The following is a 19,369-nucleotide window of genomic DNA, read 5'->3' as shown; positions in this document are numbered from 1 at the left end:
TAACCATATGTAATAGCTTAAAAACCATAAAAATAAAATGAATATTGCTTTTCTAGATAATTTGGCTAGGTATTAACTTAACTAAATTCTTATATGATGAAAAAATTACTTTTATTACTTGTAATAGTAGCAAGCTCAACAATTAATTATGCACAAGATGCTTTAGCATTTACTGTTAAAGATGAAGTTTATAATGCATCTAATGCATTAGATGTATCTATTACTTACACTTCAGATGTAGAAATTGCTGCAGGTGCAGTAGAGGTTACTTTATGGACAGTTTCTGGTGGAGTTTGGTCTCAACAATGGAGAGATTCTGATTTTAATAAAGATCCATTACCTGCAGGTACAGATTTAACATCAACCATAACAATAGAATCTTTACCAGCTGCTATTGTAAATGGAGATGGAAATTTAATGACAAACGAAGAGCTTTTAGCAGCAGATCCAAATCCTGCTCCTACAGGTTTTACAACTTATTATTATGAATTAAGGTTTACAGTAAGAAATCAAACTTGGGCAGATTTATCTTGGATAACAGAACCTGCAGTAGATGTTAATTTTACACCAACTATTCCTGCTGCTAGTTTTATTCACGTAGATCCAAGTACAACAGCTAGTATAGACGAAGAATTTTTAAAAGATGTTAAACTTTTTCCTAACCCAACAACAGGTAAAATTAATATTTCTGGTTTAGAAACAGCAACAGCATTTTCAGTTTACAATGCAATTGGTCAAGAAGTAAAAAGATTTAAGAATGTAAATTCTACCATAGATATTTCTGAGTTAAATAGTGGTATCTATATATTAAAAAGTAATAATGGTCTTTTAAGAAAGATTGTTAAGCAATAAGTAAATTTTATCATTTGTTAATTATCGAAACTCGGAATTTAGATTCCGAGTTTTTTTTATGATCAGTAATTAAATTGATTTTTTACTATCAATTAAAATAGAATTTTTAGTGATTTTATCCGTAGAAATTCCCTTTAAAACAAGGTAAAACACATTCGTTCTATTCTATAATCCATTTGTTTTAAACATCAATTTTATTCTACTTTAAATTTGTGATTAGAGGTTTTCCTATAAAATAAAAAGTAAATTATGATTTTAAAAAACTACAAAAATTTAATATTAATTCTTTTACTACAATTCTGTTTGCATATAAACGCAACAGATATTTATGTAGCTAAAAATGGAGATGATTCTAACTCAGGTACAATAGAAAGTCCATTGCTTACCATTTCTAAAGCAGCAAGTATTGCAGTTGCAGGAGATGTAGTTTATATAAGAGAAGGTACTTACGAAGAAACATTAGCGCCAGCAAATTCTGGTACAGCAGGTAACCCAATTATATTTCAATCGTATCCAGGAGAAAGAGTCATAATTTCTGCAATGGAATCTCTTTCTGGTTGGTCTCAAGATAGTGGTGCTATTTATAAAACAACAATTCCTTTTACTTCTTTAGGGCAACAGAATTTTGTAATGCATCAAGAAACTGCATTAGATTTGGCAAGATGGCCTAATAAAACAGATCAAGATGCTTTTGCATTAAACTCTTTAAGAAATTCTGGAGGTAGTGCTTCAGATGTTATCAACAATGCTTACTTAACAGAAAGTTCTATACCAAATATAAACTGGACAGATGGTGCTGTATGGTTTTATGGTGATAAACCTGGCTCTGGTTGGATTGCTTGGAAAGCCAAAATTACAAGCAGTTCTAGTGGTAGAGTAAATTTTAATTTAGATAAAAACCCAGATTGGATTCGTACGTTTCACGCTCCTGCAGATTTTGGAGATTTTTATTTAGAAGGTGTAAAAGGCGCTTTAGATTATCAAAATGAATGGTATTTTAATCCATCAACAAAAGAACTTTTTGTGCAATTACCAAGTGGTGCAGCTCCTGCAGATGGAGATGTTAAAATGAGAAGGAGAAACGAAACCATTAACCTAAAACATAAAAAATACATAGAAGTAAGAAATTTAGCTGTTTTTGGTGGAGGTATAACTTTAGAAGATGATACAAGATGGACAACAAATTCTAACACAACTAACAATGTTTTATATGGTATTTCTTCTTTTTATGGTGCTTACACTCAAGGTATAGTAACTGGTTTTAACACTGGTGTTGCAGCCATAAAAATGGAAGGTTCTAACAACACCATAGAAAAATGCGAAATTGCTTACGGTTCTGCAACTGGTATTAATGTTAGAGGGAATTATCATACTATCAAAAATAATTTAATACACGATTTTAATACTTTAGGTTCTTATGATGCTCCTGTTGTTTTAAGAGGTATGCACAATTCTAAATTTATAAATAACCAAGTTAGCAAAGGTGGTAGAGATGGTATAAATTATAGTGGTACAAATAACGAAATTGCATATAATGATATTTCTAGAAGTAATTTAATTGCTGATGATTGTGCACTTTTTTACACAGTTGGTAAACAGGAAAATACAGAAATTCATCACAATTGGTTTCACGATAATTATTCTAGAGGAGATCTTAACAAAGCTGCAGGAATTTATTTAGACAACGATGCAGAAAGTTTTAAAGTGCATCATAATGTAGTCTGGAACACAGAATGGACAAACATTCAAATAAATTGGAATGGTAAAGATTTAGAAATTTACAACAATACTTTATGGAATGGCTCAGAAGTAATGGGTGCTTGGCATAAAGAGGGTACATCTTTTACCAATGTAAAAGTATGGAATAATTTAGGAAGCGATAATAACTGGGAACCAGAATCTGACAAACAAAATAACCTTGTTGTTTCTTCGGATGTTTTTGCCAATGTAAGTCAAGGAGATTTTACTTTAAATTCAGATTCAGAACCTATAGATAAAGGGAGAGAAATTACGGGTATTACTGATGGTTTTTTAGGTGATCATCCAGATGTTGGCGCTTACGAATTTGGTGGCGAAAATTGGGTTGCTGGTACAGATTGGGATCCTACTTATGGACCAGCAGATTTAGGTTGTTATGGTTTGCCTGGTGAAGTATGTTCAGATTTACCTGCAGATGATAAAGATTTAGACGGAGTTGTAGATAGCTTAGATTTATGTCCTGATACACCAAGAAATACAACTGTAAACGCAGATGGTTGTGCAATTTTTACAATTGCAGCAGATAATTTTACAGTCTTAACAAAAGGAGAAACTTGTGCTTCTAGCGATAATGGAAGTATAGCAATTACATCCAAAGAAAATTCATTAACATTTACAGCAACTATAGAAGGTACAAGTATGTCGCAAACTTTTACTTCTGATGTTGAGTTTACGAATTTAACCTCTGGTAATTATACACTTTGTATCACAACAGATGCAGATGCTAATTACAAACAGTGTTATAATATTATAATTACAGCTCCAGAAGATTTGTCTGTTGCTGCTAAAGTAAATGAAAATCAAAAAAGTATCGCTTTAAATCTTACTGGTAGTGAGTTGTATAGAATTAATTTAAACGGAGTTATTACAGTTACAGATCAAGAAAATATTACGCTTCCTTTAAAAACAGGAGAGAATAATATTAAAGTTTCTACGGATAAAGATTGTCAAGGTAATTTTCAAGAAAAAGTTATTTTGTTAGATGAAATCTTGGTGTATCCATCAATTGTAAAAGAAAATTTCACGATTGCATTTCCAGAAAATCAAACTAAAAATGTGTCGTATCAAGTAATGTCATCAACAGGTAAAATTGTTTTACAAAAAAGCTTTCAACTTCAAAATAGAAATATTTTAGTGGCTACTAATCAACTTTCTGCTGGTGTATATTTTGTAAAAGTTACTGGTAATAATATGAATTCAAATTTTAAAATTATAAAACAATGATAACTATAAAATCTATCAAAAATATTTTTATAGCTCTTTTTGCAATCACTTTAGTAAGTTGTGGAGGTGGAGATAGTGAAGGTGGACCAGATGTTGTAACCTTAGGAAAAGCAGTTCTAGTTTTACCTATTAATAATGCTGAGTGTAACCAAGGTAATGTTATTTCTGAACAAGAAAGTAAAGTGTATTTTGAATGGAATACAGCCGAAAATGCAGATAGTTATTCCATAAAAATTACAAATTTAGACGATAATTCTGTGAAAAGTCTTATTTCATCGAACACAAATATAGAAACAGCTTTATTAAGAGGCGTGCCTTATTCTTGGTCTGTAACTGCAAAATCTAATGGTGCTGCAGATACAACAAGCGATACTTGGAAATTTTTTAATGCAGGAGATGGAGTGCAAAATTATGCACCTTTTCCAGCAGATTTGGTAAGTCCAGCAATGGGAAGTTCTGTAGATATTTCTACAACTATAGAATGGACAGGTAGCGACATTGATGGAGATATAGATGAATATGATGTTTACTTATCAACAACAAATCCGCCAACAGAATTAAAAGGAACTACCTCAAGCACAACAATGAATAACCTGTCTTTAGAAAGCGGAAAAGTATATTACTGGAAAGTAGTTACAAAAGACAGTTTTGGTAACAATTCAGAATCTCCGGTTTTTGAATTCAGAACAAATTAATAAAACAGATTTCTTAAATTTAAAATGATGGTAAAAAACAGAATTCTAAGCCTTATTTTTTTCTTTTTGATGATAGGGTTAAAAGCTCAAAACCCATTAGTAACTCACATTCATACAGCAGACCCAACTGCACGTGTTTTTAATGATAAATTATACATTTATCCTTCTCACGATGTTGTGCCTCCAAAAGGTATAGATGCACCTCGTTTTTGTATGCCAGATTATCATATTTTTTCTTTAGAAAAAGGAAATACTTGGAGAGATTATGGTGTTGTTTTAGATCAAAATGATGTGCCTTGGGGAAAGAAAAATTCTTACGGAATGTGGGCGCCAGATTGTATAGAAAGAGATGGTAAATATTATTATTACTATCCTGCCCCACCAAAAGATGGTTCTTCATTTAGAAGAATTGGTGTTGGTGTTTCAAATAATCCTACAGGACCTTTTCAATGGGAAAAAGATTATATTAAGGGTATTGATGGTATAGACCCAGGTTTAATGATCGATGATGATGGAGAAGGTTATATTTTCTTTGCAGGTGGTAAAACCATTAAAGGAGCTAAACTAAACAAGAATATGAAAGAAATTGAGGGCGAAGCAATTCAAATTCAAGGTATTCCTGCAGGTTATGTAGAAGGTCCTTTTCCTTTTAAATATAATGGTAATTACTATCTAACTTTTGCACACGTTTTTGCTGATGAAGGGTATACTATTGGTTATGCAATGAGTAAAAAACCTCTAGGCCCATATGTGTATAGTGGTAAAATTATGGATAATATCGAAAATGGTACCAATCATCATTCTGTTGTAAAATACAAAGGAAAATGGACGCTTTTTTATCATTGGTGGAGTGTAAGTGGTTACAGTAAATTACGTTCTATGAGAGCAGATTATATGCATTTTAAAAAGGATGGTAGCATTAAGAAAGTTATACCAACATTAAGAGGAATTGGTAATCCGCAGGTTGGTGATACTATTCAAGTAGATAGATATAATGATATTTACAATGCAGAAACCAGTTTTGTTGGTGGTAATGAACCCAATGGATGGATGGTTACAGAAACTAAAATGATGAGTAATGTTCGTTTTAATGGTGTAGATTTTGGTGATGGTTCTGCAAAGAAAATACAAGCTAGAGTTGCAAGTGGTCAAAGAAATGGAGCTTTCGAAGTAAGAGTTGGTGGTGCTAATGGAAAATTAATTGCAACTTTTCCTGTAAATTATACTGGTGGTTGGAACAAGTGGCAAACTATAGAAACTGAATTGTTAGAATCTCCTAAAGGGATAAAAGATATTACTGTAGTTTTTAAATCGGTTTGGGGTGCTACTAAAATTGTAAACTTAAATTGGTTGTTATTACAACCCTAAATAACTTTTTATACGATGACTTTTAAAGCCATAAAATTCCTTTTTTCACTTCTAATTTGTGGTAATTTATTAGGGCAAACTATTCCTGAAACTTTCCAAAATCCTATTTTATCTGGGTTTTATCCAGATCCATCAATTTGTAGAGTTGGCGATACTTATTATATGGTAAATTCTAGTTTTGAATGGTATCCAGGTTTGCCAATTCATAAAAGTAAAGATTTAGTAAATTGGGAAAAAATAGGATATGGTTTACATCGTGAAACCCAAATTGTCTATGAAAAAGGATTAAGAAATTCTAACGGAATTTTTGCACCTACCATTCGTTATAATAATGGTAAATTCTATATTATCACAACAATGGTTGGCCAGAAAGGTAATTTTATTATTACTGCTAAAAAACCAGAAGGTCCTTGGAGTAATCCTATGTATATTAAAGATGCTTATGGTATTGATCCTTCTCTTTTTTGGGATGATGATCGCAGATGCTATTATACAGGTGCAGGTATTATTGATGGCACTCAAAAAGAATGGCCTGGTAAAAATGGCATTTGGATGCAAGAAATAGATCCAGATAAAGGCGTTTTATTAGGTGATAAAAAACAACTTACGTATGGTCACGCAGCTAATGCACGTTGGGCAGAAGGTCCTCATTTATTTAAAATTGATGGTGAATATTTATTGTTAATTGGCGAAGGTGGTACAGGAGAATATCACGCAATTACAGTTTTTAATAGTAAAAATTTGTGGGGACCTTATGTTCCAAATCACGCAAATCCTGTTTTAACACATCGTCATTTAGAAAAAACACATCCTATTGGGCAAACAGGCCACGCAGATTTAGTACAAACGCAAAATGGAGAATGGTGGAGTGTAATGTTGGCAAAAAGAAATCACAAAGGATTTGTAACCTTAGCTCGAGAAACGTTTTTAGCTAAAGTAAAAATGACTAAGCAAGAAAGTGGAATAACTCCTGTTTTTAATCCGTCTAAAGGATTATTGCAATTAGAGCAAGAAAGACCAAATTTACCTTTTACACCAGTTTCAGAAATAAATAGTATAGATAATTTTGATGAAAAAGAGTTAGGTTTAGAATGGAATTTCTTACGTTCTCCTATCAAAAAATGGCATCATTTAAAAGATGGTAATTTAGAAATTGAATTGCGCCCAGAAATGGTTACAGAACTCGTAAATCCGTCTTATGTGGCTCAAAGAACCCGTCATTTTAATTATGAAGCATCTACAAAACTCTCTTTTAAAACTAAAAAGGAAAATGAAAAAGCTGGTTTGGTAATTTACAGACGTCATGGAAATAACTATCAATTATTAAAAGGTAAAAACGGAATTTCTTTAATTAAAGCTTATCAAGAAAATAATAAAGGTAAGTTTACTCCAGAAACGATAGCAACAATTCCTTATAAAAATAAAGATGTTATTTTAACTGCTAAAGTTACAGGTTTAGAAGTTCAGTTTTTTTATGGCGAAAATATAAATCAATTAAAAAAGATTGGTGAACCACAAGATTATACACTTATTTCAGATGAGGTTGCTCAACGATTTAATGGTGTTTATATTGGTATGTATGCAACTTCTTCTAGTGTAGAAAGTTCAAAAATTGCTAAATTTGATTCGTTTAGCTATTTTAAAACAAATGAATAATACGATACTTTTTATTGGGGGTTATACAGAAATGTTAACGCCCACTTTTGGTGGACATTCAGAAGGGATTTATACACTCAGTTTTAATGAAAATACAGGTGCATTGAGTCTTCTTCATATTACCAAAACTAGAAACCCTGGTTATTTGGTAATTTCAGATTGCAAGCAGTTTTTATATACGTTTACAGAAGTTGTACGTGAGAAAAATCCGGTTGTAAAAGCATATAGAATTGAAAGTAATTTTTCTTTAACTTATTTAAATGAGTTAGCAATTGAGGGTAGTTTACCTTGCCATATTAGTTATAAGAATAATGCCGTTTTTTTAGCTTGTTATGGCTCTGGAAGTGTTTCTCGTTTTCTAGTAGATGTTAATGGTAGGCTGCTAAAAGAAACACACCATTTTACACATAAGGGTTCTAGTGTAAATAAAGAAAGACAAGAAATGGCACACGCACATCAAGTGTTATTTCATCCGAAGAAAAAAGAACTTTACGTAGCAGATTTAGGTATTGATGCTATTAAAACTTATAATATAGACAATGGTTTTTTATCAATAAAAGAAAAAGATATTATAACTAAAAAAGGTTTTGGACCAAGGCATATTGTATTTTCGGAAAATGGAAAATTAGGTTATTGCATTGGCGAATTAACTGGGGAAATTGCCATTTTAAAAGAAGAAAAAGAAAAGTACATTCCTATAAAATATGTGCAATCTTTGCCTAAACATTTTTCGGAAACACCAAGTGCCTCTGCCTTAAGAATTCATCCGAATCAACAATTTTTATATGCTGCCAACAGAACTTTAGATGCCATTACTATTTTTAGTATTCTGGTAGATGATTTGGTATTGTTAGACTATCAATTTACAAACGGAAAAACCTTGCGTGAGTTTCATATTTTGCCTTCTGGAAAATGGTTAATTGCCTGTTTACAAGATTCTGATGAAACCGTTGTTTATCAAATTAAAAATGATGGAACATTGATAGAAAAAAACAGAACAACTTTGGTGAAATCTGGTGTTTGTATTGCCTTTTTATAAGATTTTTTTAAATTTTATTTTATATTTATTTCAATTGTTTCGCTTTCTATCTTTTTAGAAACTGCTTTTACTTTTATAGATGAAGCTTCAAAATTTGCTTGTAAAATAAGCAATGCTTTCCCTTTTGATGTAATTATTTTATTCGATTGATAATCTTGAATGTTTGTAGAACTACCATTATCTACTCCTAATAATTTTACATTTCCATCAATTATAAACTCAATTTCTTGGTCTTGATGTTTAATCAAATTTCCATTTTTATCCTTTAATTGAACAGTAAAATGTATAACATCATAACCATTTGCATTTATCTCTTTAGTATCCGCTTTTAAGCTTAACATATTAAACTCTTTTGCAGTCGATATAGAAGTTTTATTAGAAAAATTTACAGCTTTAGCTACTAAATTACCTTCAGAATAAGGAACAATCCATTTTAAAATATGATCTTCTACATCCTTTAATTTTTGAATTCCTAAAGATTTATCATCTAAAAACAACTCTATTTCTGATTCGTTGGTATAAACTTCAACTGCAATTTTATCTCCTTTTTTATAGTTCCAATGTTCGTTTACATCTTGCCATCCCCATTTTTGTTTTTTAGACCAACCTTTTTCTTTTTCTACAACTTTTCCGCTTTTAATATCAAATTTATAAGGAGATTTTTCTTGCGTTTGCGTAGTTATATAAATATGAGATTCATCGTTCCAAAGTGTTTTAAACATATGGTATGCTGGTTTTTTAAACCCTGCAAAATCTAACAAACCACTTCCACTTCCTTTTTTAGGCCAATTTCTAGATTCGCCCATATAATCAATACCAGTCCATAAGAAAATACCAGAAATATAATCTTTATTTTCAATGGCTTTCCATTCGTGATATTTTGCCCAATTTTCTGTGCCTATAAATGTTTTATTCGGATAATTTCTGTGCGAATAATCATAAACAGCTTGTCTATAACTTAACCCAACTAAATCTAAAACATCTGCATAACCAGAAAAATTACTCACTGTAGGAATCACCAAATTTGCAGTTACTGGTCTTGTTGTATCTATTTCTTTTACCCATTTAGACAGTTTTTTTGCAGTAGCAGCCAAATTGTATTCACCTTGTTTTTCCTTAGTAAAATTGGCTTTAATTTTTTCTACGGATAAAGGTGGTTCATCATAATAATAGTTAACATCACCAACTTTGTTGGCACCCCAATAACCGGTAGATTTCCCGTAATTTGGATACGTCCATTCAATTTCATTTCCAATACTCCACATTATTATTGATGGATGATTTCGATCTCTCAAAACCATGTTTTTAAGATCTCTTTCTGACCATTCTGTAAAATGGTTGGTATAACCCGCAGTTAAAGGATCTGCTTTTTGCTGATTGTAATTGTGTTTTTTGTCTTTAGGATTGTTAAACTCATCAAAAGCTTCATCTTGTACTAAAAAGCCCATTTTATCACATAAATCTAAAAATTCTTCTGATGGAGGATTATGAGCAGTTCTAATTGCATTTATGCCAGCTTTTTTTAGAGTTGCTAATCTTCTTTGCCAAACACCAATAGGCACAGCAGCACCTACTAAACCAGCATCGTGATGCAAACAAACTCCTTTTATTTTTAAATTTTTTCCGTTTAAAAAGAAGCCTTTGTTTTTATCAAAAGAAAAACTTCGTATTCCGAAAACTGTTTCTTTTCTGTCAATAATTTGATCATTTAGAATAATTTCTGATGTTACTGTGTATAAATTAGGGTGCTCAACATCCCAAATGTTAGGGTTTGTTATTTTTATTTCTTGTTGTATATATTTTGAAGAATTTTTATCCGAAGAAATTTTTGATGCAGTAGAAGATACCTCATTACCATCATAAAAAATAGTGGTTTTTAAAGTGGCTTTTTTATGTATAGTGGCTTCGTTTTTTATAGCAGTATTTATAGCAATCAAAGCCTCTTTTTTATCAACTTTATTTGATGTGATAAAAGTGCCCCATTGTGGAATGTGGAGTTTGTTGGTGGTTACTAATTTTACATTTCTATAAATTCCAGAACCAGGATACCATCTGCAATCTATATAGGCAGATCTATCTACTTTTACTTTAATTTCGTTGGTTTCTCCGTATTTTAAATACTGGGTTAAATTGTATTTAAACGGAATGTAACCATAAGGTCTTTTGCCTAAATAATTATTGTTAATCCATACTTCTGAGTTAGAATATACACCATCAAACTCAATCCAAGTGGTTTTGTTTTTTGCATTTTTAGGGAGCGTAAATTCTTTTTTATACCAACCAATTCCTCCAGGTAAAAATGCAGTTGCACCAGAAGTGTTTTCTTGCGTAAAAGAATGTTCCACACTCCAATCGTGAGGCAATCTTACTGGTTGCCAAAGTGCATCTTTATTTTGATTTTCATCATCTTCTAAATAAAACTCCCAATCAAAATTAAAATCTTTTGTAACTCTTGCTTCCTCTTTTTGTGTTGAATTACAAGCAGCTAAAAAACAGAGAATAGCCAATAAAATTAAGTTCTTTTGATTTGATCTTTTCATTTGTATTATTTTATAACGAACAATCTTTTAAAGCGATTCCTAAAAGTTGTTCTGAAATTTTATTCAACTCATTTTCATCACCAGAAAAATGATAAACTCTATGGTAATGAGAAGAATATTGATAAGGTTCTAGTTCTAAAAAAGGCGATGTAGATTCTAACTCAAAAAAACTAGTTTCGTTTGTTTTAGCATAATCCATTGGACCATTATTGTAAATAGGAATTACTTCTCCTAGATAAGGATTGTTTTGAATGCTAACCTTAGAATTTGAAAACAATTGATGTGTTGTTTGATGATATTGAACAATTATTAATTGTTGTTTTTCTTTGATATAGCAACCATAAATAGGAGTTGCAATTTTATTAGGAATGCCTATTTTACTTCTGTATTTTCCATCTGCTTTGAACAATACAGTTTTGTTTTTTATTTGTAATCTGCTTTTATCTAGTTTACCCATATATTGATAAATTGAATCTAATTCTACATCCTTTGTTAAGGGTAAAATAACAACAGATTTATCTGAACCTTTAAACATACCAGCACTCCAAATAGAAACTAAACCTGTTTCTTTAGTCCATTTTTCTTTACCAAGATTTTGAATGCTGTGTTCGGTTTCATAACCAACATACATTAGGTTTTTATTGATTTTTAAACTTAAATTCTTTCTTAATTGCTCTTTATTTATCAACTTAATTTTTCTAAATACTTCAAAATCGAATTGAGTGCCAATAAAATTAGTAAGCTTCATTTTTTTAGACATAACTATTTTTTCTTTAGTAAAAAGCTTGAGTTTATAAGCTTCTGTACTAAGGCTTTTAGGAACTTGCCAATTGTCTTCAGATAATGGTTTTTTTTGCTGATAATAAAAAGAATGTTGGCCACCTAAAGGACCAAACCAAACACGTTCTTCACCACCAATTGCTGCTAAATCTGGGTTTTCTTCATCAAAAATATTGCTATTTAACCAACCATTACTTGCGCCATTAAAACCACTATATGTACTGGTTAAAATTTTACCTTGTATTTTGGGAGCAATGGCTATTCTACTATCGCCATTTTTAGAAATTAATTCAAAAACTTTAGTTTTAGCCGCAATTTTATTCACTTTATAACCATAACTTTCTTCTGTTTTTTTAGAACAAGAAATAATTGAAACAAAGCAAATTATAAAAAGTAAAAATTTTGAATTGGTCATATTACAAAAAAGTTTATTCAGCTGATATTTTTAAATCTTTTGATTTAACAGTTGATGATGTTGCTGAAACCTTAATTTCTCCTCGCTCTTTTGTAGCCTGAACAATTAAAATAGCTTTACCATTGTGAGTTATAGTTGAGTTTGATTTATGAGATTGCGTATTCATTTCCCAACCATTGTCTATACCAATATTTTTTGCAGGTCCAGATAATTTAAAAGTAACTTCTTTATCAGCATCAATAATTAGATTTCCGTTTTTATCTAACAATTTTATGGTAATTACAGATACGTCTGTGCCATCTGCTTTTAAAGTTTGTTTTGTAGATGAAATATCAATTTTAGCAACTTTATCATTGTGGGTGTTTAAGAAATATTCATCAACTTTTTTACCCTTATTATAGCCTACAATTTTTAGTTCACCATTTTTATAAGGCACTAACCATTTTAAAATATGATCGGTTTCTATAACATCTGCTAATTTTTGTTTTCCTAAAGATACATTGTTTAAAAAGAGCTCTGCTTCCTCACAGTTTGTGTATGCTTGTACAACTATTTCTTCATCAGTTTTGTATTTCCATTTAGAGTTTACTTTGTACCATTCCCATTTTCGTAACATATTCCATACAGGAGGTGCAGTTAATTGCATATCAAACTTCCAACCTTCTTTTTTATGAAACGAAAATTCTGATTCTTTTGCAGGAGTTGTAACCATATATACTTTTGGTTTTTCAATCCAAAGAGTTTCGTAAAAATGACCTCTTGGTGTTTTAAAACCAGCAAAATCGAAGAAAGAAATATTTAAACCTTTTCTTGGCCAAGGACCAGCTTCGCCTAAATATGCAAACCCTGTCCACACAAAAATTCCGGAAACAAAATCGCGTTCGTTAATGCTTTTCCATTCATTATAGCTTCCCCAATTTTCTGATCCTAAGATTTTTAAATTTGGGTATTCTTTATGTGCAGCATCATAATCTGCAGCTCTGTAATTGTAGCCATATACATCTACAGCAGTTCCATAACCACTTACCATACCAACTGAAGGCAACACGCTACCACAAGTTACTGGTCTTGTAGTGTCTTCTTCTTTTACCCAAGCAACCAATTGTTTTGCAATTTTTACTAAAGGATCTTCGCCGTCAATATTTTTATCAAAAGCAGTTTTTACAGTTTTGTAATCGTAGTTTGGTACTTGTTCATAACCTTGAGCACCACTTGATCCATTTACATCATTATAAGTTTTTGAATAGTGAGGAAATGTCCATTCTATTTCATTACCAATACTCCACATAAATACAGAAGGATGATTAAAATCTCTGCGAATTAAATCTTTTAAATCACGTTCTGCCCATTCATTAAAAGAAGCAGGATAGGCTTTTGAAGATTCTTTTGTGGCTGCATTATCACCCAAATATTTTTTACTTTTTAGTTTGGGAACATTCCATTCATCAAAAGCTTCGTTCATTACTAAAATTCCTTGCTCATCACAAACTTCTAAGAGTTCTTTAGAATGTGGATTATGAGCAAAACGAACTGCATTTACACCAATCGATTTTAATTTCTTTACACGATATTCCCAAATTCCCTTTGGCACTGCAGCACCAACTGCACCTGCATCGTGATGTAAATTAACCCCTTTTATTTTTAGTTTTTTGCCATTTAAAAAGAAGCCTTTATCCGCAGTAAATTTAAAAGTTCTAATTCCGAATTTTTCTGATGTATTGTCTATTAATTTATCATTCTTAAATAAAGAAACAGTTAACGTGTATAAATTTCCTTTTTCTGTAGACCATAATTTAGGGTTTTGAATTTTAATTTCTTTAGAAATAATTTTAAATTTATCACCTAAAATTGATTTTTCTGATGCAATTTCAGAACCATTTTCGTCTAGAATGCTATAGTTTAATGATAAGTTGTTATCAGCTTTTCCATCACTTTTAATAGTTGTTTTAATGTTGATTTTAGCAGTATTCGAAGAAACCTCTGGAGTTGTAATTTGTACACCCCATTGAGCAATGTTTATAGGCGATTTTTTTATTAGTCTTACTTTTCTGTAAATTCCAGAACCTGTGTACCAACGCGAATCTGCATAGGCTTTTCTATCTACTTTTACAGCAATTACATTGTCTGAACCATCATAATTTAAATGTTTTGATAAATCGTAAGAAAATGAATTGTATCCATTTGGTCTTTTACCTAAAAAGTGTCCATTTATCCAAACATTAGAATTGTTGTAAACACCATCAAATAAAATACTTATTTCTTTATTTTTATCACTTTTTTTTAATGTGAAATGTTTTCTGTACCAACCAATTCCGCCAACAGAAAAACCAGTACTTGCAGCTGTTTTTCCATCTTTTTGATAGCCTTTTTCAATGCTCCAATCGTGAGGAACATTTAAGGTTTGCCAAGAAGTGTCTTTTGTTTTTGCATTAGAAAAATCACCTTTTTGGTTTAGAGAAAATTTCCAATTATCATTAAAATTTTCTACAATTCTACCAGTATCTTCTTTAGCACAAGAAAATAAGGTAAGTACTGCAATAAGAGTTATTAGCTTTTTCATTATTTACTTTTTAAGATAATCGTTTTCGATTCTAATCCTTTTGATGTTGCAGTAATCTTAATTTCTCCACTTTTTTCTGTAGCTTTAACAATTAGCAAACACAAGCCATTAAAAGCATTTCTTTCTGGAATTTGAAAAGATTTTAAAGAAGTAGGATCTCCATTACCAACAGCAGCTAAAGTAGCTTTTCCTTCAATTTTAAATTTGATAAGATTATTAGCTAAAGGAACAAAATTGCCGTTTTTATCTTCAATTTTTACGGTGATGTAAGATAAATCTTTGCCATCTGCATTGATTAAACTTCTATCTGCAGTTAGTTTAATTTTAGCAGCTTTATCCGCAGTTTTTATTTCTTTTTCAGCTACTTTTTTTCCTTTGTTATAAGCGACAACTTTTAAGCTTCCTGGTTGATAAGGTACTTGCCAAGAAAGGCGATATTTAGTTTTGTACATCCCTTTTTTAAAGAAGTGATATTCTGAAGGAATCATTGTAAAATCTTTACCTTTTACCTTTTTACCATAAGATTTTCCGTTTACAAAGAGCTCAACTTCTTCTGCATTTGTATATGCAAAAACAGGAATTTCTTCACCTTCTTTGCCTTCCCAATTCCAATGAGGTAAAACGTGAACCATTGGTTTTTTTGTCCACTGACTTTGATATAAATAGTATCTGTCTTTAGGAAAACCAGCTAAATCTACAGGGCCAAAATAAGAAGAACGCGATGGCCAATCATCGTTCCAATAACCATTTGTAGAATTATCTCTACCTCCATAAGGTGTTGGTTCTCCTAAATAGTCGAAGCCTGTCCAAAGAAATTCACCTAAAGATTTAGGTGCTTTTTCTTGTGCATCAAACTCAATATCTGGTGCATAAGCCCAAGGTGGCCCAACAGTTACATCGTAACTAGAAACGTGGTTTGTTTCGTGTTTTTCTTTAAATTTAATTGGTAAATGATAAACGCCTCTACTACTAGTTTGCGACGAAGTTTCTGAGCCATATACAATCATATTTGGATTTTTGGTAAGAATTTCATTGTAATTTTCTGGCCAATAATTCATACCTACAATGTCTACATATTGAGCTAAATTATTTTTAAAAGGAGCAGGATAGTAGTTAAAGCCAACAGTTGTTGGTCTAGAATTATCTTCATCATGGCAAATATCATTTAGTTTTTTGGTGATTTGCCAACCATCCTTTTTACTTTGTTCTAAGATTTCGTTACCAATACTCCACATAATTACAGAAGGATGATTACAATCTCTTTTAATCATATCTCTTAAATCTTTTTCGTGCCAATCATCAAAAAAACGATTGTAGCCATTTGGTACTTTTCCTAATTTCCATTCGTCAAAAGCTTCTACAATTACCACGATTCCTAATTTATCGCACACTTTCAAAATTTCTGGTGATGGAGGATTATGACTTGTTCTTAATGCATTTACCCCCATACTTTGCATAATTTGCATTTGTCTTTCTTTGGCTCTGTAATTAATTGCTGTACCTAAAGGGCCTTGATCGTGATGTAAACAAACTCCATTTAATTCAACTTTTTTGCCATTTAATAAAAAGCCATTGTTTTTATCAAAAGCTATGGTTCTGATACCAAATTCTGTAAGATATTCATCAATTAAAACATTATTTTTATAAATACTACTTACAGCTGTATATAAAACAGGGTTTGTAATATCCCACAATTCAGGCTTTGAAATAGTCAATTCAATATTTTTTGTGGTTGCTTTTTCTACTTTAATTTTAGAAGAATTCATAGAAACAATTGTACCGTTTGCATTTTTTATTACCGTTTTTAAAACTACATTTTCACTTTTTTTATGGTGATTTTCTATTTTAGTTTCAATGTTTACAACAGCATTTTCTTTAGTAATTTTGGGTGTAGTTACAAAAGTTCCATATTGTGGAATGTGTATAGGTTCATTGATTTTTAAACGAACATTTCTGTAAATACCAGCTCCTGGATACCATCTTGCAGCCAAGTCTTTTGGCGATAATTGAACAGCAATAACATTGTCTTTACCAAATTTAATATGTTCTGTTAAATCTAATTCAAAACCAATATAACCATTAGGTCTTTCGCCTATAAAAACCCCATTTAACCAAACTTTTGCTTCGTTCATAGCGCCATCAAATTCAATAGAAATGCACTTGTTTTTATTTTTTTTAGAGATGGTAAAATGTTTTCTATACCAAGCTTCACCATCTACAGGGAGTCCACCAGTTCTTGCATTGTGTTTATTGTCAAAAGGCCCTTCAATTGCCCAATCATGAGGTACATTCAATTGTCTCCATTTTGTGTCGTTTAAGTCTATAGAAGCACCTTCTTTTATAGCACCTTTTTGAAATAACCAGTCTGTATTAAAATTGAGATCTGCTATAGATTTATCATTTTTTGATTCTTGAGAATGGCAAGAAAATGAGATAAATAATAGTAATAAAATAATTTTGTAATATGGTATTCTTAACTTCATCTTAAAAAATAATTGTTGCTGTTTTTTATTCATATTATAAATGTAAATTTTTTAAAGCGTCGTAAAAAATATTAGCTTTTTAAAATGAAGCTAAAAATCATTTGTTATGTAGATTTATCCATTACGTGTATTTCTAAAGTTTAAAGGAAGTCGATTTTGTTAAGTAAAATCAATCATTTTCTTAAAAAAGAGCAATAATAATTGGACGATAATATTCAACTAAAAATCATTTGTTTTTCTTTTAAGCACAAATGGAGCTATTAAAAACGTGAAATCCATCTAATTTTATGGCATACTAAAAACTTTTAAAACATCAAATTAGAATGAAAAAATTGAAGATCAGAAAACAGCATAAAACATTATTTTATGTGGTTTTGTTATTTTTTTTACTGGCCTGCAGTAATTCAAATGAAGAGCAAGGTTGCACAGAAGTTTGTGAAAGTGGATTTGCTTTAAATGAAGAAACCTGCTCTTGCGAACCAATTCCTTGTACTTTAACTTGTGCTGATGATGAAGTTTTAAACGAAGAAGATTGTGAGTGTGAACAATTTATACCTAATGTAATTGAAGTTGATGCTACTGATGTTTCTCTTACAGAAGATTGGAAAATGAAAACTGCTATAACTGGTTTTACAGGCGATGGTTATATTGTGTGGGAAGGAGCTAGCCAAACCTGGAAAGGTACTATTGGCGAAGTTGGTAAGCTTACTTATAAAGTTGATATACCAAAAGCAGGAACTTACCTTTTTCAATGGAGGTCTTACATTGCAAAAAAAGCAGATACAGATCCTTGGGCAGAACATAATGATAGTTGGTTAAAATTATTAGACGCAGATGAGTTTTTTGCAATAAGAGGTACAAGTAAAATTTACCCAAAAGGTTCTGGAAAAACACCAAATCCTGCTGGCGAAAATGGCAACGGATTTTTTAAAGTGTATATGAATACTGTTGATGAATGGTCTAGAAGCACAAACACATCAGACAATAATGCGCATCAAATTTATGCAACTTTTAATGAGGCTAAAGAATACACAGTTATAATTGCTGCAAGATCTAATTATCACGCCATAGATTCCTTTAAATTAATAGAACAAAATGAACAATAATATGAAATTTAAAATCCTTTTTTTAATTGCCTTTTTAGTTGTGGGTAAAGTTGTTTCTCAAGACTTAACAATACCTCCAAAAAACTACAAAGATTCTGTAGATTTAAGTATAGCACCTAAAAGAATAAATAATAAACTGCCTTTATCTCATCAAAAAGAAAAAAAGAAATGGAAACTTTTAAAGAAATTTTCTGATGAGTTTAATGCTGATAAAATAAATGAGAAAATTTGGTACCCAAACAATCCTGGTTGGAAAGGTAGAAAACCAACTTTTTTTCACGGTTCTAATGTTAGTTTAGAAAATGATGAACTCGTAATAAGAGTAAACAAACACGGAGATGAAAAATTGCCTGAAGGTTACACACATTCAACAGGTTTTATTAAAAGTAAAAATAAATTTTTATACGGATATTTTGAAGCCGAAGTAAAGTTGATGGATGCGCCTTGGGTTTCTGGTTTTTGGATGACAAATGTTGATAAAAATTGGTGGACAGAAATTGATATTTGCGAAAATGCACCAGGTTTATCTTATAACAGACATGATTTAAATTCTAACATTCACGTGTTTAGAGCACCAAAAGATAAAGGTGATGTAAAAAAACACTTTTCGAGAACAAAGAAATACTATTTTCCTAAAGAATTACAAGCAGATTACCATACTTGGGGTTTAGAATGGACGCCAGAATACATCCGTTTTTATATTGATGGAATTTTGTTTAGAGAAGCAAAAAACACACATTGGCATCAACCTTTAGAAATCAATTTTAATTGTGAATCTAACAAATGGTTTGGTGCTTTGCCAGATGATAATAGATTGGATGGCGAATACCACGTTAAATATTTTAGAGTTTGGGAGCAGAAAAAATAGCGTGAAATTTTCTATAAAAAAAGCC

Annotated in this window: 12 protein-coding genes; 8 read left to right on the top strand and 4 right to left on the bottom strand. The window is 31.0% G+C overall.

Features of this window, described 5'->3' with window-relative positions; translation table 11 throughout:
• Positions 1 to 93 precede the first annotated feature (93 nt).
• The 6 genes from BW723_RS03890 (at position 94) to BW723_RS03865 (ending at position 8,592) form a co-directional block, all read left to right on the top strand.
• The gene (locus BW723_RS03890) at positions 94 to 852 is read left to right on the top strand and encodes a T9SS type A sorting domain-containing protein (RefSeq protein WP_083139790.1); all 759 of its coding nucleotides are present in this window, start codon (positions 94 to 96) and stop codon (positions 850 to 852) included.
• A 249-nt stretch (positions 853 to 1,101) separates the two neighbouring features.
• A complete protein-coding gene (locus BW723_RS03885; RefSeq protein WP_068362023.1) occupies positions 1,102 to 3,834 on the top strand; it encodes a T9SS type A sorting domain-containing protein in 2,733 nt (910 codons plus the stop codon).
• Complete coding sequence (locus BW723_RS03880; RefSeq protein WP_068362027.1) at positions 3,831 to 4,529, top strand: hypothetical protein; 699 nt, start codon at positions 3,831 to 3,833, stop codon at positions 4,527 to 4,529. The genes BW723_RS03885 and BW723_RS03880 overlap by 4 nt, the downstream gene beginning before the upstream one ends.
• Before the next feature lie 69 nt (positions 4,530 to 4,598).
• Complete coding sequence (locus tag BW723_RS03875; RefSeq protein ID WP_162274030.1) at positions 4,599 to 5,897, top strand: family 43 glycosylhydrolase; 1,299 nt, start codon at positions 4,599 to 4,601, stop codon at positions 5,895 to 5,897.
• A gap of 15 nt (positions 5,898 to 5,912) precedes the next feature.
• Positions 5,913 to 7,553 (top strand): glycoside hydrolase family 43 protein, encoded by a 1,641-nt coding sequence (locus tag BW723_RS03870; RefSeq protein ID WP_068362029.1) that lies wholly within the window; start codon positions 5,913 to 5,915, stop codon positions 7,551 to 7,553.
• Complete coding sequence (locus BW723_RS03865) at positions 7,546 to 8,592, top strand: lactonase family protein (protein ID WP_139059121.1); 1,047 nt, start codon at positions 7,546 to 7,548, stop codon at positions 8,590 to 8,592. Before BW723_RS03870 ends, BW723_RS03865 begins: the two co-directional genes overlap by 8 nt.
• Positions 8,593 to 8,606: 14 nt before the next feature.
• Here BW723_RS03865 and BW723_RS03860 read toward each other — a convergent pair whose 3' ends face one another.
• The 4 genes from BW723_RS03860 to galB are packed head-to-tail and all read right to left on the bottom strand — an operon-like array spanning position 8,607 to position 17,370.
• On the bottom strand, positions 8,607 to 11,132 hold the full coding sequence (locus BW723_RS03860) for a glycoside hydrolase family 2 TIM barrel-domain containing protein (RefSeq protein ID WP_068362035.1): 2,526 nt from the start codon (positions 11,130 to 11,132) through the stop codon (positions 8,607 to 8,609).
• Between the two features lie 10 nt (positions 11,133 to 11,142).
• Positions 11,143 to 12,327 carry a DUF6786 family protein gene (locus BW723_RS03855; RefSeq protein WP_068362038.1) on the bottom strand — a complete coding sequence of 395 codons (1,185 nt, stop codon included), beginning with the start codon at positions 12,325 to 12,327 and terminating at the stop codon, positions 11,143 to 11,145.
• 13 nt (positions 12,328 to 12,340) lie between these two features.
• The gene (locus tag BW723_RS03850) at positions 12,341 to 14,887 is read right to left on the bottom strand and encodes a glycoside hydrolase family 2 TIM barrel-domain containing protein (RefSeq protein ID WP_068362041.1); all 2,547 of its coding nucleotides are present in this window, start codon (positions 14,885 to 14,887) and stop codon (positions 12,341 to 12,343) included.
• Positions 14,887 to 17,370: a beta-galactosidase GalB gene (gene galB / locus BW723_RS03845; protein WP_139059131.1), complete on the bottom strand. Its 2,484-nt coding sequence runs from the start codon at positions 17,368 to 17,370 to the stop codon at positions 14,887 to 14,889. The genes BW723_RS03850 and galB overlap by 1 nt, the downstream gene beginning before the upstream one ends.
• 323 nt (positions 17,371 to 17,693) lie before the next feature.
• Here galB and BW723_RS03840 point away from each other — a divergent pair, with 323 nt between their 5' ends.
• The gene (locus BW723_RS03840; RefSeq protein ID WP_068362047.1) at positions 17,694 to 18,476 is read left to right on the top strand and encodes a carbohydrate-binding protein; all 783 of its coding nucleotides are present in this window, start codon (positions 17,694 to 17,696) and stop codon (positions 18,474 to 18,476) included.
• A gap of 1 nt (position 18,477) precedes the next feature.
• Positions 18,478 to 19,344: a family 16 glycosylhydrolase gene (locus BW723_RS03835; protein WP_139059122.1), complete on the top strand. Its 867-nt coding sequence runs from the start codon at positions 18,478 to 18,480 to the stop codon at positions 19,342 to 19,344.
• Positions 19,345 to 19,369 lie beyond the last annotated feature (25 nt).

Source organism: Polaribacter reichenbachii (assembly GCF_001975665.1).
GTDB classification, from domain to species: domain Bacteria; phylum Bacteroidota; class Bacteroidia; order Flavobacteriales; family Flavobacteriaceae; genus Polaribacter; species Polaribacter reichenbachii.
The sequence above is the reverse complement of the archived record's forward strand: the minus strand, read 5'-3'. Positions and strand labels throughout refer to the sequence as shown.

Bases quoted from the DNA above. Each gene is read 5' to 3' on its own strand.
- BW723_RS03875 (WP_162274030.1), top strand. From the start codon at position 4,599: ATGATAGGGTTAAAAGCTCAAAACCCATTAGTAACTCACATTCATACA.
- BW723_RS03860 (WP_068362035.1), bottom strand. From the start codon at position 11,132: ATGAAAAGATCAAATCAAAAGAACTTAATTTTATTGGCTATTCTCTGT.
- BW723_RS03840 (WP_068362047.1), top strand. From the start codon at position 17,694: ATGAAAAAATTGAAGATCAGAAAACAGCATAAAACATTATTTTATGTG.
- BW723_RS03835 (WP_139059122.1), top strand. From the start codon at position 18,478: ATGAAATTTAAAATCCTTTTTTTAATTGCCTTTTTAGTTGTGGGTAAA.
- BW723_RS03855 (WP_068362038.1), bottom strand. From the start codon at position 12,327: ATGACCAATTCAAAATTTTTACTTTTTATAATTTGCTTTGTTTCAATT.
- BW723_RS03850 (WP_068362041.1), bottom strand. From the start codon at position 14,887: ATGAAAAAGCTAATAACTCTTATTGCAGTACTTACCTTATTTTCTTGT.
- BW723_RS03890 (WP_083139790.1), top strand. From the start codon at position 94: ATGATGAAAAAATTACTTTTATTACTTGTAATAGTAGCAAGCTCAACA.
- BW723_RS03880 (WP_068362027.1), top strand. From the start codon at position 3,831: ATGATAACTATAAAATCTATCAAAAATATTTTTATAGCTCTTTTTGCA.
- BW723_RS03885 (WP_068362023.1), top strand. From the start codon at position 1,102: ATGATTTTAAAAAACTACAAAAATTTAATATTAATTCTTTTACTACAA.
- galB (WP_139059131.1), bottom strand. From the start codon at position 17,370: ATGAAGTTAAGAATACCATATTACAAAATTATTTTATTACTATTATTT.
- BW723_RS03865 (WP_139059121.1), top strand. From the start codon at position 7,546: ATGAATAATACGATACTTTTTATTGGGGGTTATACAGAAATGTTAACG.
- BW723_RS03870 (WP_068362029.1), top strand. From the start codon at position 5,913: ATGACTTTTAAAGCCATAAAATTCCTTTTTTCACTTCTAATTTGTGGT.